This window comes from Micromonospora sp. NPDC007230 (genome assembly GCF_042869115.1).
Lineage (GTDB): Bacteria > Actinomycetota > Actinomycetes > Mycobacteriales > Micromonosporaceae > Micromonospora.
In genome coordinates this window covers 1-19,438 of sequence record NZ_JBIAFE010000031.1, presented here as the reverse complement: position 1 = coordinate 19,438, position 19,438 = coordinate 1, and the positions used below count along the sequence as shown (strand labels likewise).

General features: G+C 74.2%; 20 protein-coding genes and 1 tRNA gene. 4 read left to right on the top strand and 17 right to left on the bottom strand.

Going from position 1 to position 19,438, the window contains the following annotated elements; translation table 11 throughout:
- Position 1: 1 nt before the first annotated feature.
- The 6 genes from ACFYML_RS31640 to ACFYML_RS31615 form a co-directional block, all read right to left on the bottom strand.
- Positions 2-334, bottom strand: coding sequence for a small basic family protein (locus tag ACFYML_RS31640; protein WP_073833183.1), 333 nt, complete (start codon positions 332-334; stop codon positions 2-4).
- The gene (locus ACFYML_RS31635) at positions 331-1,278 is read right to left on the bottom strand and encodes a DUF881 domain-containing protein (RefSeq protein ID WP_387424112.1); all 948 of its coding nucleotides are present in this window, start codon (positions 1,276-1,278) and stop codon (positions 331-333) included. The genes ACFYML_RS31640 and ACFYML_RS31635 overlap by 4 nt, the downstream gene beginning before the upstream one ends.
- Positions 1,275-1,916: a CDP-alcohol phosphatidyltransferase family protein gene (locus tag ACFYML_RS31630; protein ID WP_073833187.1), complete on the bottom strand. Its 642-nt coding sequence runs from the start codon at positions 1,914-1,916 to the stop codon at positions 1,275-1,277. The genes ACFYML_RS31635 and ACFYML_RS31630 overlap by 4 nt, the downstream gene beginning before the upstream one ends.
- Before the next feature lie 324 nt (positions 1,917-2,240).
- Positions 2,241-2,711, bottom strand: a complete 471-nt coding sequence (locus ACFYML_RS31625) for a MarR family winged helix-turn-helix transcriptional regulator (protein WP_387424111.1) — start codon at positions 2,709-2,711, stop codon at positions 2,241-2,243.
- Between the two features lie 36 nt (positions 2,712-2,747).
- Entirely contained in the window at positions 2,748-3,935 is a 1,188-nt protein-coding gene (locus tag ACFYML_RS31620) for a PP2C family protein-serine/threonine phosphatase (RefSeq protein ID WP_387424175.1), read from the bottom strand.
- A 145-nt stretch (positions 3,936-4,080) separates the two neighbouring features.
- Entirely contained in the window at positions 4,081-4,827 is a 747-nt protein-coding gene (locus tag ACFYML_RS31615) for an SAM-dependent methyltransferase (RefSeq protein WP_387424110.1), read from the bottom strand.
- Between the two features lie 129 nt (positions 4,828-4,956).
- Here ACFYML_RS31615 and ACFYML_RS31610 point away from each other — a divergent pair, with 129 nt between their 5' ends.
- From ACFYML_RS31610 to ACFYML_RS31600, 3 genes are read left to right on the top strand one after another with little or no spacing between them, the layout of a single operon-like run.
- Entirely contained in the window at positions 4,957-5,838 is an 882-nt protein-coding gene (locus tag ACFYML_RS31610) for a universal stress protein (RefSeq protein WP_387424109.1), read from the top strand.
- Positions 5,839-5,898: 60 nt separating this feature from the next.
- Positions 5,899-6,108, top strand: a complete 210-nt coding sequence (locus ACFYML_RS31605; protein WP_073833194.1) for a phosphatidylethanolamine-binding protein — start codon at positions 5,899-5,901, stop codon at positions 6,106-6,108.
- Complete coding sequence (locus ACFYML_RS31600) at positions 6,105-6,581, top strand: hypothetical protein (protein WP_387424108.1); 477 nt, start codon at positions 6,105-6,107, stop codon at positions 6,579-6,581. Before ACFYML_RS31605 ends, ACFYML_RS31600 begins: the two co-directional genes overlap by 4 nt.
- Here the strand turns inward: ACFYML_RS31600 and ACFYML_RS31595 are convergent.
- Entirely contained in the window at positions 6,578-6,787 is a 210-nt protein-coding gene (locus tag ACFYML_RS31595; RefSeq protein WP_387424107.1) for a hypothetical protein, read from the bottom strand. The genes ACFYML_RS31600 and ACFYML_RS31595 overlap by 4 nt on opposite strands.
- Positions 6,788-6,954: 167 nt before the next feature.
- Here ACFYML_RS31595 and ACFYML_RS31590 point away from each other — a divergent pair, with 167 nt between their 5' ends.
- Complete coding sequence (locus ACFYML_RS31590) at positions 6,955-7,608, top strand: hypothetical protein (protein WP_357438563.1); 654 nt, start codon at positions 6,955-6,957, stop codon at positions 7,606-7,608.
- Between the two features lie 3 nt (positions 7,609-7,611).
- Here the strand turns inward: ACFYML_RS31590 and ACFYML_RS31585 are convergent, their stop codons facing one another.
- From ACFYML_RS31585 to fdh, 10 genes are all read right to left on the bottom strand, one after another.
- Positions 7,612-7,794 (bottom strand): hypothetical protein, encoded by a 183-nt coding sequence (locus ACFYML_RS31585; protein ID WP_073833285.1) that lies wholly within the window; start codon positions 7,792-7,794, stop codon positions 7,612-7,614.
- Positions 7,795-7,863: 69 nt separating this feature from the next.
- On the bottom strand, positions 7,864-9,141 hold the full coding sequence (locus ACFYML_RS31580; RefSeq protein WP_387424174.1) for a hemolysin family protein: 1,278 nt from the start codon (positions 9,139-9,141) through the stop codon (positions 7,864-7,866).
- A gap of 39 nt (positions 9,142-9,180) precedes the next feature.
- Positions 9,181-9,378, bottom strand: coding sequence for a hypothetical protein (locus tag ACFYML_RS31575; RefSeq protein ID WP_387424106.1), 198 nt, complete (start codon positions 9,376-9,378; stop codon positions 9,181-9,183).
- A 45-nt stretch (positions 9,379-9,423) separates the two neighbouring features.
- Positions 9,424-10,149: a hypothetical protein gene (locus tag ACFYML_RS31570; RefSeq protein ID WP_387424105.1), complete on the bottom strand. Its 726-nt coding sequence runs from the start codon at positions 10,147-10,149 to the stop codon at positions 9,424-9,426.
- 29 nt (positions 10,150-10,178) lie between these two features.
- Positions 10,179-11,942: a selenocysteine-specific translation elongation factor gene (gene selB, locus ACFYML_RS31565; protein ID WP_387424103.1), complete on the bottom strand. Its 1,764-nt coding sequence runs from the start codon at positions 11,940-11,942 to the stop codon at positions 10,179-10,181.
- Position 11,943: 1 nt separating this feature from the next.
- Positions 11,944-13,236 (bottom strand): L-seryl-tRNA(Sec) selenium transferase, encoded by a 1,293-nt coding sequence (selA, locus tag ACFYML_RS31560; RefSeq protein WP_387424102.1) that lies wholly within the window; start codon positions 13,234-13,236, stop codon positions 11,944-11,946.
- 51 nt (positions 13,237-13,287) lie between these two features.
- Positions 13,288-13,383, bottom strand: a tRNA-Sec gene (locus ACFYML_RS31555).
- Positions 13,384-13,521: 138 nt separating this feature from the next.
- Positions 13,522-14,676: an NrfD/PsrC family molybdoenzyme membrane anchor subunit gene (gene nrfD, locus ACFYML_RS31550; RefSeq protein WP_387424101.1), complete on the bottom strand. Its 1,155-nt coding sequence runs from the start codon at positions 14,674-14,676 to the stop codon at positions 13,522-13,524.
- Complete coding sequence (locus tag ACFYML_RS31545) at positions 14,673-15,716, bottom strand: 4Fe-4S dicluster domain-containing protein (protein WP_387424100.1); 1,044 nt, start codon at positions 15,714-15,716, stop codon at positions 14,673-14,675. Before ACFYML_RS31545 ends, nrfD begins: the two co-directional genes overlap by 4 nt.
- Positions 15,713-18,976 (bottom strand): formate dehydrogenase, encoded by a 3,264-nt coding sequence (gene fdh / locus ACFYML_RS31540; RefSeq protein WP_387424099.1) that lies wholly within the window; start codon positions 18,974-18,976, stop codon positions 15,713-15,715. The genes ACFYML_RS31545 and fdh overlap by 4 nt, the downstream gene beginning before the upstream one ends.
- Positions 18,977-19,438: the final 462 nt, after the last annotated feature.

Here is a 19,438-nt window from a genome sequence, read left to right as displayed (position 1 = left end):
CCTACGCCCGGAACAGGTGCCGACGGATCGCCGCCACGTTCCCGAAGATGCGCACCCCGAGCACGACCACCACACCGGTGGACAACTGACCGCCCACACCCAACTGGTCACCCAGGTACACGATCACACCCGCCACCAGCACGTTCGAGATGAACGACACCACGAACTGCTTGTCGTCGAAGATCCGGTCCAGCTTCGCCCGTACGCCACCGAACACCGCGTCCAGCGCGGCCACCACGGCGATCGGCAGATACGGCTGCAACGCCGCCGGCACGGTGGGGTCCAGATACACCCCGAGCAGCACACCGGCGAACAACGCCAGCACCGCGATCATCGGCCACCTCCGGAGGGGCTGGGAGACGTCCGCGAACCGGACGGCCTCGGACTGGTCGAACCGGCGGCACCCGAACCCGACGGAGACGGGCTCGGACTCACCGAGGGCTCGGCGTAGATTAGCCGCGGCTGCGGCGCGGCCGGCAGCGTGAGGTCGTCGACATCCTTCACTCCGAACGACAACCCGGTGCTCCGCGCCACGTCGCGCATCAAGTCCGCCGCCCGGCTGCCGTCGAACTTGTCCCGCATCGACCCCGGACCGATCGCCGACACCTCGTACGGGCTCGTCACCGGGCGGTAGTCCACCAGGATCGCCTCACCCGCCGAACGGATCGTCGACGTGGCCGTCAGCCGCTGCCCGTTGACCGCGACCGCCTCCGCGCCCGCCGCCCACAACGCGTTCGCCACCTTCTGCAGGTCCGAGTACAACACCCGGGACGGACCGGCGTCCGCACCGGTCACCGCGTCCTTGTCCGCCGCCGCGTCGGCCAACCGCACCACCACACCGTCACCGCGCACCCGGCCCAGGCCCGTACCCGCCTCCAGGTTGCGCAACCGGGACGCCTGCGAACCACTCAACGCCGCGTCCCGCTGCCGGCCGACCTCCTCGCGCAGCTGGTCCGCCCGCTCGGTCAACCGGTCCGTCTCGGTCTCCCGCTGCTTGATCTCGGCGATCAGCCCGGCCCGCGCCTTCGCCCGGCTCGGCTGCTCCGCGATCGTCTCCCGGTACGCCACCGCGAACAGAAACCCGATCACCACGAGCACCACTAGGCTGACCGGACGGGCCAGCAACCGCCGCAACCGCGACGTCGGCCCCTCCCGGCGCCGCGCCGCCGCGTCGGCGTATCCGGGATCGAGCGGGTTACGGAACAGCTCGGTGAGGAAATCCGGCGCGTACGACCGCGCCGACGGGTCCCCGGCCCGCTCCCGCGGAGCCAGGCTCATGCCGCCGCTCCCGCGCGCCGCGCCCGCATCTCGCGGACCAGGCGGCTGGCCTGCACCACGTACATGCCCCCGGCCACCCAGTACAGCACCAGACCCCACCAGGCCAAGCCCCAGCCGATCGCCCCGGCCGCCGTGGCGATGCTCGGCGCGGCGGCGGCCAGCAACAGGGTCGGGAACGCGGCCAGCAGCAGGAACGTCGCCGTCTTGCCGACGTAGTGCACCGGCGGCGGGCCGTAACCGTAGCGGCGCAGCACCCCGAGCGACCCGAGCAGGAGCAACTCGCGCGCCAGCAGCGCCGCGGTGAACTGCCACGGCACCACCTCGCGCGCGGTGAACGCCAGCAGCGTGGCCAGGATGTAGAGCCGGTCGGCGAGCGGGTCGAGCAACTCCCCCAGCCGGCTGACCTGGTGCAGCCGGCGGGCGATCCAGCCGTCCACCCAGTCGCTGGTGCCGCCGATCGCCAGCACCACGATCGCCGCGACGTCGGCCCGGACCACGAGGAAGAGGTAGAGGAACAGCGGGACGCCGACGAGCCGGACGAAGCTGATCACGTTCGGCAGGGTGAGGACACGGTCGACCACCACCGCCGTCGCACCGCCGGGAGCCGGGTGCTCCGATGGAGCCGGCCGACGCGACACCGAACCCTCCCTTCGCAGCACGGCCCGGGACCGACCAGAATCGGCCGCTCCTTCGGACGTGCGCGTTGCCGGCCGGTCAGTGCCGGCGCCCTCTGTGATCCCGGGCTGGGACCTCCCCGATGCGGCCCGCGGTCGTGTCGATCGCGGGCCGGCCAGTTGCGCTGCCACTATATCGGGCCGCCCCGGCGTGGCCGGGGCCCGCTTTCGGTCCGGGTGGCCGTGTCTGTCTTGTGTGTGGTGGCGTACCACCCGTAAGGCGTCCTAGGACACTAGTTGGAAGGCGGGACGCGGCCGGAATCGTGTGCTGCGCGGGGAGCGCCGGGGTCAGGCCGTGCGGGCGGTGGAGTCGGCGGCCGCCTGCTGGGCGCCGAGCGCCGCCGCCTGGCTGAACGCGATCAGGGCCAGCAGCAGTTCGTGCTGGACCCGGTGGGGCATCCGGTCCAGCACCGCCTGGACCGCGCTGTGGCGCCGATCCTTCAGGTCCCGCAACAGGGTCTCGGCCGCGGCGGTCGGGATCAGCCGCACCTCGCGCCGGTCGCGGGGATCGGCCACCCGGCGCAGCAGGCCGACCGCCTCCAGCCGGTCACAGAGCCGGCTGGCCGAGGACGGTACGACGGCCAGCAGCTCGGCCAGCCGGTTCACGTTGGTGTCCGGATGGGCCATGATCAGCGACAGCACCCGAAGCTGGGTCGGCGAGACGCTCACGGTGTGCCGGGGAGCGGCGGAGTCGAGCACACCGATGAGCGCTTCGGCAGCCGCATCGATGGCCGCGGCAAGATTCGGAGATCGCTCCACCCGATGTCCCCTGCGATGTTCGCCCCGCCGGTCTGGTCACTGCCCGTCGGCGTCGTCCGGAGGGCTGGAACCGCGCCAGTCCAGGCAGACGATCACCGCGTCGTCACGGAGATCCGCGTCGGCGTGGTACGCGTGCAGTTCGCGCATCACCGTACCAACTGCTTCGGCCGCTGGCTGCAACCGAGTGGACCGCATCGATCGCGCCATGGCCCGTTCCCCGTACGGCTCCTGCCCGTCCGGCTGTGCCGCGTACACGCCGTCGCTGACCACGAAGAGCCGGTCCCCCGGCTCCACCGTGAACTCCTGCACCTCATACCGCGTCTCGGCGAACATGCCGAGCGGCAACTGCTGCTCCAGCGGAACCGGGGAGACGGCGCCGCCGCGCAGCCGCAGCACGTGCGGCGAACCCGCGTCGACCGCCCGGACCACGCCCCGCCGGGTGTCCAGCTCCAGCAGCAGCGTGGCCACGTGCCGGCTCCCCCGCTGCTGGTAGAAAATGGTGTCCGAGGCCAGCTCGGCCTGCTCCACCAGGCTTCCGCCCGAGCGCCGGGCGTTGCGCATCGCGTTGACGGTCACCGCGGTCAGCAGCGACGCGGCCAGGCCGCTGCCGGCACCGTTGAGCACCGAGACGGTGAGCCGGTCGCTGTCGACCGACCAGTCGAAGTGGTCGCCGCCCACGGTGTACGCCGGTTCGAGCTGCCCGGCCAGCACGAAGTCGCCGTGCGTGACGCTGCGTCCGGGCAGCAGGTCCCACTGCATCTCCGCCGCCATGCTGAGCCGTTCCCGCCGGCGGACCCGCCGATACCGGTCGGTCCCCCGGTCCGCGGCCCGCAGCGCCACCGCCAGGTCGCCGGCGACGTCCCGGGCCACCTCCACCGCCGCCGCGTCCGGGTTCACCGGCAGCTCCAGCATCAGCACCCCGAGCCGCTCACCCCACACCGACAGCGGCAGGTAGACCCGGCAGCGACCGCCGTCGCCGCTGTCCAACACCGGCTGCTGACTGCTGAAACAGCGCTGCGCCACGCCCTGGCAGGCGAGGAAGCCGCCGTCCGGCAGGTCCGGGTCGAGCACCGGCCAGAGGCCGCTGAACCGGTAGTCGGCGATGAACACCTCGGTCCGCGACGCGTCCAGCGCCAGGCGGATCGCCCGGTCGGCCTCCTCCGCCAACCGGTCGGGCGGCGCCGCGCGCAGGGCACGCGACACCTGTCCGGGCCCATCCGGCATGCTCATCCTCCGAAGGCGACTATTGCTGTGGAGCAAGCATCATACGGAGGCGCTGCACGGCTGGCCGCCCCGGTTCCCCGCCGGCTCACCGGCGGGCCGACGGTGGCAGGTCCGGGGCGGACCGGAGCGTTGGAAAGGCCCGCGGTCAGCCGCCGGGCTTGGTGGCCACCGCGCCGTAGAAGGCGTCCGGCACCGGGGCGGGCGCACCCGCCGGGCGCCACTCGGCGACCGGCACGATGCCGTCCGCCGTGGGCTGCCATCGGCCGAGCAGCGGCGCGAACCCGGCCGGCGGTCGCATCCGGAACGCCGGACCCATCATGGCCAGCGCCTCCGGATGCCCGGCCAACTCCTCGCTGTCGAAGTCGATCGCCAGGAAGCTGCCCGGCGCGACCGCCTCGTACAGCTCGTCGAGGGTGCGGGCCAGGGTGGCGTCGTCCAGGAACGCGGCCAGCCCGAGGAAGACCACGCCGACCGGCCGGCGTCCCCACCCGGGCACGAAGCGGTGCAGCTGGGCCGGGTCGATGGTGCCGATGTCGGTGGCGTCGCCGAAGCCGTACCCGGCGCGGTCGCTGTCAGCGAGCAGGCGCTGGCCGAGGCGGATGGTCACCGGGTCGACGTCGGTGTAGAGCACGGTCGCCTCCGGGGCGACCTCGTGCACGTTGCCGCGGGTCGGCACGCCGGCGCCGAAGACCAGGAACCCGTCCACCCCGGCGCCGGCGATCGACCGGACCGCCCGGCCGAGGAAGTCCCGCAACGAGCGGAAGATCGCCGCGCAGGGCCCGTACGCCCCCTCGAAGGCGCGGGCTGCGGCCACGTCCACCGGAAAGTGGTGCTCGCCGCCGAGCCAGAAGTCGATCATGCGGGCGGTGCTCGGCTGGTCGGGCTCGGCCATCGACGAGGCTCCCTTCCTCGGGCGGTGGTCGACAGCGTACCCAGGGACCGGCTCCTTCGGTATCGCCCCGGCGACGCGCAACCGGCCGCGATACTGGCCGCGGGCGTCCGGCGGCCAGGAGGTGCAGCGGTGAACTCGGCGAACGGCGCGGCGGTGGTGGTCGGCGTCGACGGCTCGGAGCCGGCGCGGCGGGCCGTCCGGCTGGCCGCGGCAGAGGCCGCCCGACGGCAGCGGCCGCTGCGGGTCGTGCACGCGTTCATCTGGCCGCTGCTGCGCGTACCGGTGACCCCGCCCGCCGGGGCGCCGCCCGGCGGCGGGCTGCGGCACCAGGCGGAGCAGCTGGTCGCCGCCGCGGTCGCCGAGGCGCAGGCGGCGGCGCCGGGGGTACGGGTCTCCGGCGAGATCATCGACGGCGAGGCGTCCGCGGTGCTGCTCGGTGAGACCCCCACCGCCACGATGCTCGTGCTCGGCGACCGCGGCCTCGGCGGATTCGCCGCCCTGGTGGTCGGCTCCGTGGCCGTCCAGGTCGCCGCACACGCCGACTGCCCGGTACTGGTGGCCCGCGGCGCGCCGCGGCCAGCCGGGGCGGTGGTGGTCGGGGTCGACGGCTCCCCGCCGTCCCGGGCCGCCGTCGAGTTCGCCGCCGAGGAGGCGGCGCTGCGCGGCGCCCCGCTGCACGCCGTGCTCGCCTACACCCATCCGGTCTCCACCGGTCCCGGCGACATGCAGCCGCTGGTCTACCAGGAGAACCGGCTGCACGACGAGGAGGACCGAATCCTGGCCCAGTCGCTCACCGGGCTGGCCGAGCGCCACCCGGGGGTGCCGGTGACCCGGGAAGCGGTGCACGGCCGGCCGGTCGCCGTGCTCACCGAGGCCACCCGCGACGCCCAGCTGATGGTCGTCGGCGGGCAGGGCCGGGGCGAGCTGAGCGGGCTGCTGCTGGGGTCGGTGAGCCAGGGCGTGCTGCACCACGCCGAGTGCCCGGTCGCGGTGGTCCGCTCCCCCGACTGAACGGTTGGCGCCGCTGTCGGCGGGTAGACGGTGCGGGTACCCATACCGGAGGAGGCAGCGATGCCAGGACCACGGCCGGGCAGCAACGCGTACGACAAGGAGCGGGCGCGGCTGCGCGATCTGATCGAGAATTCCGGGCGGGCCGCCGACCAGGAGGCGAACCAGGTGGCGAACCGGATCCTCCAGGACGACCGCGGCCAGCGGGGCATCGTCCGGGGAGAACGGACGTTCGGCCCCAAGGGTGAGCGCGAACCGGGCGACCCGAAGTGAGGGCGGCACCCGTGGTCGACGGCGCCATCGCAGGCGCCGTCGGCACCGCCACGTTGAACGTCGTCACGTTCCTGGACATGGTGGTCCGGGCCCGCCCGTCGAGCAGCACCCCGGACGAGACCGCCGGGCGGATGGCCCACGCCGCGCACATCGACCTCGGGCCCGAGGGGAAGGCGGCCAACCGCCGGTCCGGTCTCGGAGCCGTCCTCGGCTACGGCACCGGCATCGCCGCCGGGGCCGTGTTCGGAGCGCTCGCCGCCCGCCGCCGCATCCCGCTGCCGCTCGCCGCAGGACTGCTCGGCGGCGGGGTGATGGCCACCACCGACGGGTCGATCGCCGCCCTCGGCGTGAGCGACCCCCGGACCTGGCGGCCGAAGGACTGGCTGTCCGACATCGTGCCGCATCTGGCGTACGGAATGGCGACCGCAGCCACCTGGCGGAGGCTGCGGCCGCCCTCACGTGGGCGCCGTTAGCGCCGCCGGCCGCTCTCGTCGTCGGCCACCGGCTGACCGGCCGGACCGTACGGCGACACCTGTCCCTTCGGAACCGGTCGCCCCACGTCCGCGTTGGACGTGCCCTTGTTGCGCGGATGCCCGCCCACCTGGAGGCCCTCGCGGCTGTCCTGGCTGGTCGCGCCCTTGTCGTTGCGGCGGAGTTCCTCCTGCTGCGGCTTGACCACAGGTCTCTCCTTCCCAGTGGGAGCACACGGCGTGGGCCGCGTACCTGATCGGCGTACCCGCCGCCGCCCAGGCGCATTCCGCAGTGGCGCATCTGGTCCGCACGGGCCACCCGCAGAGATGCCAGGCGCACTGGTCTGTCTGCCGCCGGGGCGGGTACCCGGACGGGATGCCAGACGATCGGAAGGTGGCGCGGGTGCTGCTGGACCGGCAGGCCCGCACGTACGCGGAGGAGGCGGGGATCGCGCTCGCCGACCGGCCCGCGCCGCTCTACCAGCTGCTGGTGCTCACCACCCTGTTGAGCACCCGGATCCGGGCCTGCGTGGCGATTGCGGCGGCCCGCGAACTCTTCGGCGCGGGTTACCGGACCCCGCAGGCGATGGAGGCGGCGAGCTGGCAGGACCGGGTGGACGCGCTCGGCCGGGGGCACTACCGCCGCTACGACGAGCGCACCGCCACCATGCTCGGCCGGGCCGCCCGGCTGTGCCTGGACCGGTGGCACGGGGACCTGCGCCGCATGCACCGGGAGGCCGACGGCGACCGCGACGCGCTGCGGCGGCTGCTGACCGAGTTCCCCGGCATCGGGCCGACCGGGGCGGACATCTTCCTGCGCGAGGCGCAGGCGGTGTGGCCGGACCTGCGCCCGTACGCCGACCGGCGGACCCTCGCCGGCGCGAAGCGGCTCGGCCTGCCGGCGAACCCGGGCCGGCTGGCCGGGCTGGTCGGCGACGCCGACTTCGGGCGGCTCGCGTCGGCGCTGGTCCGGGTGGCGCTCGGCCAGGAGTCGGCCGGCGAGGTCAGCCGCACGGCCGCCGGGCGCTGAGCGTCACTTGGCCGGGCCCGGCTTCGTGAGGTACCAGACCAGCAGCGACGCGGCCACGGCGAGCAGGACCAGACCGCCGGAGATGCCGCCCTCGCCGCCGCCGCTGCGGTGGCCGCTGACCCCGAAGTAGATCACCGCCACCCCGGCGAGCACCGCGAGGAAGGTGCGCAGGTTTCGGTCCCTCACGCTCCGCACGGTACAGGCGTGTTGGGCCCGGTTCGTCCGTTTAGTCGGAGGTCCCCCGTCCGGGTCAGGTCAGTCGGGGCGGGAGCCGGTGGCCGGGCCCCGCAGCCGTACCCGGCGCACGGCCCGGTCGGCCACCTCGACCACCTCCACGGTCAGCCCGGGCAGCCGCACCGTCTCGCCCGGGCTGGTGGGCACCCGGCCCAGGCCGGCCAGCACCAGCCCGGCAACCGTGGTGTACTCGTGGGTCAGTGGGAAAGTGAGCCGCACCCCCACGTCGGGCAGGTCGTGCAGGGGAAAGTCACCCGGGATCACCAGGCCGCCGTCGGGCTCGCGGAGCACGCCACGCACGTCCAGGTCGGTCTCGTCGTACAGCTCGCCGACCACCTCCTCGAGCAGGTCCTCCATGGTGACCAGGCCGTCGATGCCGCCGTACTCGTCGACGACCAGGGCGAGCTGCTCGTGGCGCTGGCGCAGCTGGCGGATCGCGTCGGCCACCGGCAGCGTCCCCGGCAGCAGCACCGGCGGGCGGGCCCGGGCGCCGACGCTGGCGCCGTCGCCGTCGACCAGGTCGCGGATGTGCACCACGCCGCACACGTCGTCCAGGCCGCCCGGCCCGACCACCGGGGCGCGGGAGCGGCCGGTCGCGGCGAGCCGGCGCATCCCCTCGGCCGTCGTGATCGCGGCCGGCAGGAAGGTCACGTCGCGCCGGGTCACCAGGATCTCCCGCAGCCGCCGACCGGCGATGTCGAACGCCCCGGCGAGGATCTCCCGCTGCTGGGCGGAGAGGCCGCGCTGGCTCACCAGCATCTCCCGCAGCTCCTCCTCGGTCACCTCGGTGCGACGCGCCCGGGGGTCGCCGCCGGCGAGCCGGACCAGCAGGTCGGTGGAGCGGCTGAGCAGCCACACCGCCGGACGGGACACCCGGCTCAGCAGGTCCAGCGGTCGCGCGCTGAGCAGTGCCCACCGTTCCGTCCACTGCATGGCCAGCCGCTTCGGCGCGAGTTCACCCACCACCAGGGTGATGAAGGCCAGCACGAGGGTCACCAGCAGCACGGCCACCGGATGGGCCGCCCGGCCGAGGAAGCTGAGCGGCCGCACCAGGGGCTGGGTCAACGACACCGCGGCGGCCGCCGAGGCCAGGAAGCCGGCCAGGGTGATGCCGAGTTGGACGGTGGCCAGGTAACGGTTCGGCTCGCGGGCCAGACGAACCAGCCGGGCCCCGCTCTGCCCCGCCCGAGCCAGCCGCCGCAGCTGCGCCTCCCGAAGCGTGACCAGTGCCATCTCGCTACCGGACAGGGCCGCGTTGATCAGCACCAGGACCACGATCAGGACGAGTTGTCCGGCCACCACGCCCCCTCCCGCCGCCCGGTGTGCCGCGCCGGCCGGTCAGTCATTCTCCAGGTCGTCCAGCGAGATCTTGTGCGTCATCAGCCAGCGGGCCAGCGCGTTCATCCCGAACAGCCACAGCGGCGCCGACTCGGTGGTGCCGTTCGTGGCGAAGATGGCGAACCGCAGATCCGGTGCCCGGTAGGCCTCGATCCGCCACCGGTGCTGCTTGTCCCGCCAGATCGCCGCAGGATCCATGGCGTCACCGTAGGCGACCTGCGGCGCCGACGGAGCGGCTTGGGATCACCCGCCGGGGATGACAATCCCACCGAACAGGGCGCGCAACCCCAGTACCGCCAGCGACAGCACCAACCCTCCGAGCAGCGCCCAGCCGAACCCGGCCCAGCCGGACTGCCGGTCCCGGCCCGCCGGCAGCTCGGCGTGCCACTGCTCCCGAAGCAGCCAGCCGAGTAGTCCTGCACCGAACGGCAGCAGCCCGAGCCAGAACCAGAACAAGCGGCTGCCGGCCTGCGGTGCCGGGCCGCCGATGAGCAGCCCAAGCCACGTCAGCGCCAGCGCCCCGGCCAGCAGCGCCGCCGCGTCGGCGAGCCGGTCGGCGGGCGCTCCGTCGGCGCGCCAGCTGGAGGCGACCTGGGCAAGGCGCGCGTCCTCCTGGTCGGCCGACCGCTCCTCATCGATCGACAGGACACCGACGTCGGCGTAGCGAACCCGGCCGTCGGGCAGACTCCAGATCATCATCCAGCCCTCGCTGTCGTACCGCGGTTCGGGCCGTCGCCCCCAGAAGCCGCCCTCCTGGTCCCAGCCGTCGGCACGGACGAAGGTGACGATCCTGCCGGCCGCGAGGTCCCGGTCCAGCTGCTCGGGGCCGACCTGGCGGGGCGCCGTCCACCAGGCGAGGGCGGCCCAGGCCAACCAGCACAGCGCCATCACCACGGCCAAGGCACGCCGGAGCAGTCGACGGCGGCTGCGGGAATCGGCGAAGCCCGCGCCGAGCCATGGAACGATCATGGCCACACGCTCGCACACCGGGGCAACGGTCAGCCCGGCGGCGCCACCACCTCGCGGGCGTCGTCGGGCAGCCGGCGGGTGGCGCCACGCCGGTCCAGCAGCTCCAGCAGCGGCACCGCCACCCGGCGGGTGGTGTCGAGGGCCTGCCGCGCGGCGCTGAGCGTGAACGGCTGCGGCAGCCGGGCCAGGATCCGGACCGCGTCGTCGAGCGCGCCCGGCAGCAGCACCACGTTGTCGGCCAGCCGCAGCAGGGCTCCGGCCCGAACCGCCGCGCCGATCTCCCGCGGGCCGAGGCCGAGGTCGGCCAGGCGGTGCGCCTCGGGGGCCTGGAACGGGCGGTCGCCGTACTCGACGCGGACCCGGTCGACGGCGCGGACGACCGGGTCGGGCAGCGTGTCGGCCGCCGCCGCGGTGACCCGCCCGGCCCGCAGCCGCAGCGGCGGTCGCAGCAGCGCCGCGACCAGCGCCCGGTCGGGCAGGTCGAGGCGCTGGCGCAGCACCTCGACCGGCACGCCGGGCTCCAGGGGATGTGCCCGGCCGTACCGGGTGACCTCCTCGGCCAGGCGTACGGCCAGGGCCCGCCAGTGCTCCGGGTCAGCCAGCCAGTCCCCAGCCACCGGCGCGGCGGTGACCGCCACCCCCATCCGGGTCAGCTCGCCGGCCCGGCTCAGCCGCCGGCGGCGCAGCTCCCCGGCCAGGTCGGGCCGGCCGTCCAGCCCGGCCAGCACCGCCGCCCGGGCGGTGGCGGCGCCCCGCCGGCGCAACGGCGGCGGGGCCACGTCCAGCACCGTCACCCCGCCGGCGACGTGGTGCCGGCCGGGGTCGCGCAGCAGCGCCCGGTCCCCGATCAGCAGCGGCAGCGGCCGGGCCAGCCGCAGCCGCACGGTGTCCGGGCCGAGCGGGCGTACCCGGGCCGGCACGGCGGCGGAGCCGACGTGCAGGGTGAGGGTGGCCGGCAGGTCGGCGGCCGGATCGCCGGCGACCCGGACGTCCAGCAGGTCGGTGCGGTGGAACCGGCCGGGGCTGAGCAGCGCGTCGCCGCGGGCGATCCGCTCGCGGGGCACGCCGCGCAGGTTCACCGCCACCCGGGCGACCGCGTCGATCCGGTCCCGTGCGACGCCGAGGGAGTGCAGGCCGCGGACCCGCACCGGCTCGCCGGTGGCGGCGAGTTCGAGCTGGTCGCCGACGTGCAGCCGGCCGCCGCCGAGGGTGCCGGTGACCACGGTGCCGCTGCCCCGGATGGTGAAGCAGCGGTCCACCCAGAGCCGCACCGGGGCGTCCAGCTCCGGGGCGGGCAGCCGGGTGGCGAGCCGGTCGAGGGCGGCCCGCAGCTCGGGCAGGCCCGCGCCGGTGGCGCCGCTGACCGCCACCGCCTCCACCTCGCCGAGGGAGGTGGCGGCGATCTCCGCCCGGGCGCGGGCCACCGCCGGGGCCGGGTCGGCCAGGTCCGCGCGGGTCACCGCCAGCAGCCCGTACGACACCCCGAGCGCGTGCAGCGCGGCCAGGTGCTCAGCCGACTGTGGCATCCAGCCCTCGTCCGCGCCGACGACGACCAGCGCGGCCGGGACCGGGCCGACGCCGGCCAGCATGTTCGGCACGAACCGCTCGTGCCCGGGCACGTCGACGAAGGCGATGGTCCCGCCGGAGGGCAGGGTGGTCCAGGCGAAGCCGAGGTCGATGGTCATGCCCCGGCGGCGTTCCTCCGCCCACCGGTCGGGTTCCATCCCGGTCAGTGCGCGGACCAGGGTGGACTTGCCGTGGTCGACGTGCCCGGCGGTGGCGACGACCCACATGTCAGCCGCCCACCCGCAGGATCGCCGCCCGGACGGCCTGGTCGGCGTCGGCCGGTACGCAGCGCAGGTCGAGCAGGAGCCGCCCGTGCAGGACCCGGCCGAGGACCGGCGGCTCGCCGGTGCGCAGCGGCTCGGCGTACCGCTCAGGCAGGCTCAGCGCCCACGAATCGAGCTCCACGCCGGGCGCGCCCCCGCCGCCGACCACCGCGGTGCTGGGCACCACCTCGGCCTTGCAGCCGTCCTCGCCGAGCCGGTCGCGCAGCCGTTCCACCCGCTGCCGGAGCGCGGCCGGGTCGGCGTGCAGCGCTGCCCGGGTCGGGGTGGCCGGGGCGTGCAGGGTGGCGGCGAGCGCGGCCAGGGTGAGCTTGTCCACCCGCAGCGCCCGGGCGAGCGGGTGCCGGCGCAGCCGGTCGACCAGGTCGGCGGCACCGAGCAACAGGCCGGCCTGCGGGCCGCCGAGCAGCTTGTCGCCGCTGGCGGTGACCAGGTGAGCGCCGGCGCGCAGGGTGGTGGCGGCGTCGGGCTCGTCGGGCAGCAACGGGTCCGGGGCGAGCAGCCCGGAGCCGATGTCGGCGACCACGGGCACACCCAGGGTGGCCAGGTCCCGCACCGGCACCGCCGAGGTGAAGCCGCGGACCACGAAGTTCGACGGGTGCACCTTCAGTACGAACCCGGTACGCGGGCCGAGCGCGGCGGCGTAGTCAGCGAGGGTGGTGCGGTTGGTGGTGCCCACCTCGCGCAGCCGGGCGCCGGTGCTCTCCAGCAGGTCCGGCAGGCGGAAGCCATCGCCGATCTCCACCAGTTCGCCCCGGCTGACCACGATCTCCGCGCCGGCGGCGAGGGCGGTCGCGGCCAGCACCAGCGCGGCGGCACCGTTGTTGACCACGTGCACGGCGGGCGCGTCGGGCACGGCGGCGGCGAGCGCGTCGAGGGCGTCCCGGCCGCGCCGGGCCCGCCGTCCGGTGCGCAGGTCCAGTTCCACGTCGGTGTGCCCGGCGGCGGTGACGAGGGCCGCCACGGCCGGGGCGGAGAGCGGCGCCCGGCCGAGGTTGGTGTGCAGCACGACGCCGGTGGCGTTCAGCACCGCCCGGGGGGCGGGCGCGGGCAGGTCGGCCAGCGCCGCGTCGCGTACCTCGTCGGGGGTGATCTCGCCGTGGCGGGCACGCTGCTGGGCCCGGACGATGGCGGCCTTGACCCGGTCACGGCCGAGGGTGTCGACGGCGGCGGCCAGCCCGGGGTCGGCCAGCAAGGTATCGGTACGTGGCACCCGCCGCCGCGGGTCGGCGTCACGCATCGCGTCATCTCCCCCTGGCCTGCCTCGCGCAGGCGGAGCCGCACGGTCGATTGGCGGAGACGGACGGGAATCGAACCCGCCTGGCCCGGGTCCCGGACCACACCGGTTTTGAAGACCGGGAGGGGCACCAGCCTCCTGAACGCCTCCACCGAGCACTAAACCACATGCGATCTCCGTCCGCCCGCGAGAGGGGCGAACCGCCGGGGCGGTCCGGGTCAGGGCGTCCCGAAGCGCGGCCGGCGCCGGCCGGGGGTGATCGACAGGCGGGTCAGCGGCGGCAGCACGCTACCCCCCGGTCGGGCCGGCGCCCGGCCCGTTGCCGTCTGGTGCCTGAGCTTCCCGCTGCCGGGCGCGCTCCCGCTGCGGCAGCACGGTGTACTTCGGGTCCCGGGCGGACGCGACCCCACCGTGGAAGATGCCGAACCGGGTGCAGACCGCGGCGGCGAGCAGCGCCCCGCCGGACAGGCCGGAGAGGAGCCGGCTACGCCGCCCGACCAGCGCGCCGGCCACCCCGGCGGCGGTCAGCGCCCGGCCGGCGCGCAGCAGCCTGCCGGGGGTTCCGGTCGCGTAGGGCTCGCTGAGCAGGCCGAGCCGGTTCTCCACCCGGTGCGAACCCCACAGCTCCAGGGCGGCGCCGGCGACCGCGAACCGCCGCGCCGGGCCGGCCTGCGTGGTGGGCGCGGCCAGCAGCCCCACGCCGGCGCCGCTGGCCAGCGCGCTGCCCGCGAAGATGATCGGGAGTTCCGGGTACGCGTCGTGCCAGGACGGCACCGCGGTGTCGGCGAGCAGCACCCCGGTGTACGTGGCCAGCGCCGGTGCGGTGGCGGCGGCGAGCAGCCCGGCCGCGTGCCCGGCGGGAGGCAGCAGCCGCCGGCCGAGACCGAGCAGGCCCCGCTCGGGCAGCCAGGGCGCCGCCTCGGCGACCGCCGCCAGCCCGGCGGCGGGGCCGAAGACGCTCAGGATCCAGGTGCCCACCGACATCGGCGAGGTCGGCTTCGCCACCCGCAGCATGTGGTGGAACCGGCTCGGTTTGCCCAGATCGTGGATGAGAAAGTACGCGCTGGCGCTGACCGCCGCGAGGGAGGTGACCCGGCCGGCCCGGCGCAGCGCCGGCCGGCCGGTGAGCTGGCCGCCGGCGGCCAGTAGCGACGAGCCGGCGGCGAGGCCGCCGGTGAACAGGTAGGCCGCGATGTCCCACTTCCACACCGGCGGCTTGAGGATGGGCCGGCCGTAGTAGGAGGTGAACTCGGCCGGCGGCACGTTGATCTGCTCCCCGCCGCCGCCCCTGCGGCCCTTGCGTCGGGACCGCTCGATCGGGTCGACGCCGCGCGGCGGCTGCGGTGCCAGCCCCGGCCCGACGAGGCGCTCCGGCCCGTCGGCGGCGAGCCGCTCCCGGAACCGGCGGAACAGGTCGCCCACCGGGGCGCGGTCCGGACTCACGAGGCACCTCCGACGAACGCGGCGACGGCGGCCGCCGCCATGGCCAGGGCGGCCAGCCCGGCCCGCTTCCACATCTTCGGCAGGTCCCGGGTGGTGACCACCGGGTCCGGTGGCAGGCCGTACACCTCGGGCTCGTCGAGGAGCAGGAAGAACGCGCCGTCGCCGCCGACGCCGTCGGCGAGGTCGTGGCCGTAGAGCCGCGCCTCCGGCACCCCGCGGTCGTGCAGCTGGGCAACCCGCGCGGCGGCGCGTTCCCGCAGCTCGTCCAGCGGCCCGAACTGGATCGACTCGGTCGGGCAGGCCTGCGCGCAGGCGGGGGTCATGCCGGCGCCGAGACGGTCGTAGCAGAGCGTGCACTTCCACGCCCGGCCGTCGCCCTTGCGCTGGTCGATGACCCCGTACGGGCAGGCGGAGATGCAGTAGCCGCAGCCGTTGCAGATGTCCTCCTGCACGACGACGGTGCCGAACTCGGTGCGGAACAGTGACCCGGTCGGGCAGACGTCCAGGCAGGCGGCGTGGGTGCAGTGCTTGCAGACGTCCGACATCATCAGCCAGCGGAAGTCGGTGCGCGACTCGGCGCCGGTGGCCCGGCCGGGCGGCTCGGAGGCGGGCATGCCGAGGAACTCCGGCCCGGCGGCCATCCGGGTGGCGGCATCCGGCCGACCCGGGGGCAGGCCGGGGTCGGTGCCGGTGTCGGTGCCGGTCCGGGCGGCCGTGGCGGCGCCGGCCGGGCTGGCCGCCGGACCGGTCGGGTTCCCCTCGAACGGCGGGGTACGGTGCCCGGCCGGGCGCGGCTGCTCGATGAAGGCGACGTGCCGCCACGAGTTGGCGGTCAGCGCGCCGGTGTTGTCGTACGACATGCCGAGCAGGTCGAAGCCCGAGTCAGGTACCCCGTTCCACTCCTTGCACGCGACCTCGCACGCCTTGCAGCCGATGCAGACGCTGGTGTCGGTGAAGAAGCCCATCCGGGGCGGGGCGTCGGTCCACCCGGCGTCCGGCGCGGGATCGAGCGGCCCGTAGAGGCTGTTGGCCTCGATCATCCGACCTCCCGTTCGGACGCGTCGGTGGTGACGATCAGCGGGCGGCCCCCGACCAGCCCGGCCCGACGCCGGTAGTCGTCCACCAGTTCGAGCAGGGCGGGCCCCGTCGGCCGGCGGCCGGGCCGGATGTCACACGTGCCGACCTTGCTCTCCTGGATCAGCACGTTCGGGTCCAGGGTGATGCCGAACAGGTCGTTGACCGAGTCGCCGGTGACGATGCCCTCGCGACCGAAGTGGTACGGCAGCCACACCTGGTGGATCACCCGGCCGTCCAGCCGCAGCGGGGTGAGCCGGTCGGTGACCAGGACCTTGGCCTCGATCGCCGCCCGCCCGCTGATCAGGTGCGCCCAGCCGAGGTGGTCCAGGCCAACCTCACCCGCCAACTCCGGGGAGACCTCCACGAACATCTCCGGCTGGAGCTCGGCCAGCCGTGGCACCATCCGGCTCATCCCGCCAGCCGTGTGGTGCTCGGTGAGCCGGCTGACGGTGAACACGTACGGGAAGACATCGGTGTGCGGCTGCGGCGGGCTCGGGTTCACCGAGTTCACCGGGTTGTCGTAGACCTTGCGGGTCGGGTTGGCCTGCTGCCCGTACAGCGGATTGCGCATCGGGGACTCGGCCGGCTCGTAGTGCGTCGGCATCGGTCCGTCCTGCAGCCCGGTCGGCACGTAAAGCCAGCCCTTCCCGTCGCCCTGCATGATGAACGCGTCGTCGCCGGCGAGCCCCTTGACACCGGTGGCTCCCTCCGGTGGCCGGTACGTGGGCGGCTTCTTCTTCTCGAAGTCCGGCACGTCGTAGCCGGTCCACTCGCCCCGGTCGGCGTCCCACCACACGTACTTCTTGCGTTCGCTCCACGGCTGGCCCTCCGGGTCGGCCGAGGCGCGGTTGTAGAGGATGCGGCGGTTGGCCGGCCAGGCCCAGCCCCACTCGGCGGCCACCCAGTCCTGGTCGCGTCCGGGCTTGCGTCGGGCGGCCTGGTTGACCCCGTCGGCGTACACGCCGCTGTATATCCAGCAGCCGATGGCGGTGGAGCCGTCGTCCCTGGCCTCGGTGAACGCCGACAGCGGACGGCCGGTCGCCACCTCGTACCCGTTGATCTCCCGCAAGACCGCCTCCGCGCTCGGCTCCATCAGGTCGCCGTGCGTGGGGTAGTCCCAGGTCAGGTCGCGGACCGCACGGTCGCGGGCCTTGTCCGAGGCGGCCAGCTTCTCCCGGATGATCCGGCCAAGGTGGAAGAAGAACCACAGCTCGGAGCGGGCGTCGGCCGGCGGGCCGAGCGCCTTTTCCCGCCACTGGAGCAGCCGCTGGGTCTGGGTGAACGTGCCTTCCTTCTCCACATGCGAGGCGGCCGGCAGGAAGAACACCTCGGTACGGCACTCCTCCGGCACGATCTCGCCGGTCTCCACCTCCGGGCTGTTCTTCCAGAACGTCGCGCTCTCGATCATGAAGAGGTCGCGGACCACCAGCCAGTCCAGGTTCGCCATGCCCAGCCGCTGGGCCTTGCCGTGCGCCGAGCCGACCGCCGGGTTCTGGCCGAGCAGGAAGTATCCCTTGACCTTGCCGTCGATCATGTTCAGCACCGTCTGGTACGTCCCGTGGTCGCCGGTCATCCGGGGCAGGTAGCCGTAGCAGAAGTCGTTCTCCGGCGTCGCCGCGTCGCCCCAGTACGCCTTGAGCAGGCTCGCGCCGAACGCCCGGGCTTCGTCCCAGAAGCCCTTCTGGCCCGGGTGCCGGATGCTGTCCACCCAGTCGGTGAAGCTCGTGTGGTCGGTGTAGTGCGGCATCGGCAGATAGCCCGGCAGCAGGTTGAACAGCGTGGGGATGTCGGTCGAACCCTGGATGCTGGCGTGGCCGCGCAGGGCGAGGACGCCGCCGCCAGGACGCCCCATGTTGCCCAGCAGCAGCTGGATGATCGCGCCGGTCCGGATGTACTGCACGCCCACGCTGTGCTGGGTCCAGCCCACCGAGTAGATCAGCACCCCGGTCCGCTCCCGGCCGGAGTTCTCCGTCCACGCCCTGGCCAGCTCCAGGAACTTGTCCTGCGGGATGCCGCAGGTCCGCTCCACCATTTCCGGGGTGTAGCGGGAAAAGTGCCGCTTGAGGAGCTGGTAGACGCAGCGCGGATGCTGCAACGTCTCGTCCCGCTGGACCTGGCCGCCGACCGGCATGCCGTGCGACTCGTGTCGCAGGCCGGCGGCCGTCTCCCGCTCCTTGTGCGTGGTGCGGCTACCGGAATACCTCTCGTGCCCCACGTACTGCCAGCTGCGCTGGCCGTACGAGTTCGTCTCCGGGTTGTAGCCGGAGAACAAGCCGTCCAGGTCCTCGGTGTCGACGAACTCCTCGCTGACGATGCTCGCCGCGTTGGTGTACGCCACCACGTACTCCCGGAAGTCCAGCTCGTTCTCCAGGATGTAGCGCACGATGCCGCCCAGCAACGCGATGTCGGTACCCGCTCGGATCGGCAGGTAGGTGTCGGCAAGCGCGCTGGTACGGGTGAACCGGGGGTCGACGTGGAAGACCTTCGCGCCCCGCCGTTTGGCCTCCATCACCCACTGGAAACCCACCGGGTGGGCCTCGGCCATGTTCGAGCCCTGGATGACGATGACGTCAGCGTTGGCGACGTCCTGCTGGAAGACCGTCGCGCCACCGCGACCGAAGCTGGTCCCCAGACCGGGGACGGTGGCGGAGTGTCAAATCCGCGCCTGATTCTCGATCTGTAGTGCGCCGAGCGCGGTGAAGAGCTTCTTGATGATGTAGTTCTCTTCGTTGTCCAGCGTGGCGCCGCCGAGGCTGGCGATGCCCAGGGTGCGGTTCAACGCCCGCCCCTGCTCGTCGGCGTCCTCCCAGGTAGCGTCCCGCGCCGCGAGCACCCGGTCGGCGATCATGTCCATCGCCGTGTCGAGATCGAGGTCCTCCCACTCGGTCGCGTACGGCCGGCGGTAGCGGACGGTGGTCTGCCGCAGCGGACTGGTGACCAGGTTCTTGCTGGCGGAGCCCTTCGGGCAGAGCCGGCCGCGGGAGATCGGGCTGTCCGGGTCGCCCTCGATCTGGGTGACCTGGCCGTCCTTGACGAACACCCGCTGCCCGCAGCCCACCGCACAGTAGGGGCAGACCGAACGCGCCATGCTGTCGGCGGTCTCGGTGCGCGTGGTAAGCGCCGCCGAACGGGCCGACTGGGCCGCCGCGCCCCGCCCGAGCGGGTCCGTGCCGGTGAGCTGCCGGTAGACCGGCCAACCCTCGATGAAGGTCTTCAGACCCATCCCGCGACACCCCCTCCCCCGCTGGCGGAAGCTGACCTCCTGAACATTAGGCCAGCCGCCGGGGCCCCGCGAGTCGAGTCGCGGATCATTTTCGGCAATCCTCAGCGTGGGGAAAACAGCGCCCCGACCGGATGGCCGGGGCGCCGCTGGGCGTCGGTGTGCAGGTCGCCTCTCGGCGAGTGGCACGACGCGGCTCCAGCCGGACGGTATTCCGCGAAGGCAATTTGGGTGAGGCCCGGGGACACTGGACACACCGACGCTCTGCACAACGGTACGAGGGGTCCTGTTCTTCCGCTGCTCTTCGTGACCGCTGTCACCTGGGTTTCGCTTCTTGTGGCTGGTTGCTCTTGTGGCCGGTTGCTGTTGTGAAGTGGTTGCGGTTGTGGGCTGGGGGGGGGGGGGGGCCGCCGCCCGCCCGGGGGGGGGGGGGGCGCCGCGCGGCCCCCCCCCCCCCCCCCCCCC

Excerpts from the sequence above, each read along its gene's own strand:
- ACFYML_RS31640 (WP_073833183.1), bottom strand. The coding sequence starts at position 334 with ATGATCGCGGTGCTGGCGTTGTTCGCCGGTGTGCTGCTCGGGGTGTAT.
- ACFYML_RS31635 (WP_387424112.1), bottom strand. The coding sequence starts at position 1,278 with ATGAGCCTGGCTCCGCGGGAGCGGGCCGGGGACCCGTCGGCGCGGTCG.
- ACFYML_RS31620 (WP_387424175.1), bottom strand. The coding sequence starts at position 3,935 with ATGCCGGATGGGCCCGGACAGGTGTCGCGTGCCCTGCGCGCGGCGCCG.
- ACFYML_RS31615 (WP_387424110.1), bottom strand. The coding sequence starts at position 4,827 with ATGGCCGAGCCCGACCAGCCGAGCACCGCCCGCATGATCGACTTCTGG.
- ACFYML_RS31605 (WP_073833194.1), top strand. The coding sequence starts at position 5,899 with ATGCCAGGACCACGGCCGGGCAGCAACGCGTACGACAAGGAGCGGGCG.
- ACFYML_RS31590 (WP_357438563.1), top strand. The coding sequence starts at position 6,955 with ATGCCAGACGATCGGAAGGTGGCGCGGGTGCTGCTGGACCGGCAGGCC.
- ACFYML_RS31575 (WP_387424106.1), bottom strand. The coding sequence starts at position 9,378 with ATGGATCCTGCGGCGATCTGGCGGGACAAGCAGCACCGGTGGCGGATC.
- ACFYML_RS31570 (WP_387424105.1), bottom strand. The coding sequence starts at position 10,149 with ATGATCGTTCCATGGCTCGGCGCGGGCTTCGCCGATTCCCGCAGCCGC.
- selB (WP_387424103.1), bottom strand. The coding sequence starts at position 11,942 with ATGTGGGTCGTCGCCACCGCCGGGCACGTCGACCACGGCAAGTCCACC.
- selA (WP_387424102.1), bottom strand. The coding sequence starts at position 13,236 with ATGCGTGACGCCGACCCGCGGCGGCGGGTGCCACGTACCGATACCTTG.
- ACFYML_RS31545 (WP_387424100.1), bottom strand. The coding sequence starts at position 15,716 with ATGATCGAGGCCAACAGCCTCTACGGGCCGCTCGATCCCGCGCCGGAC.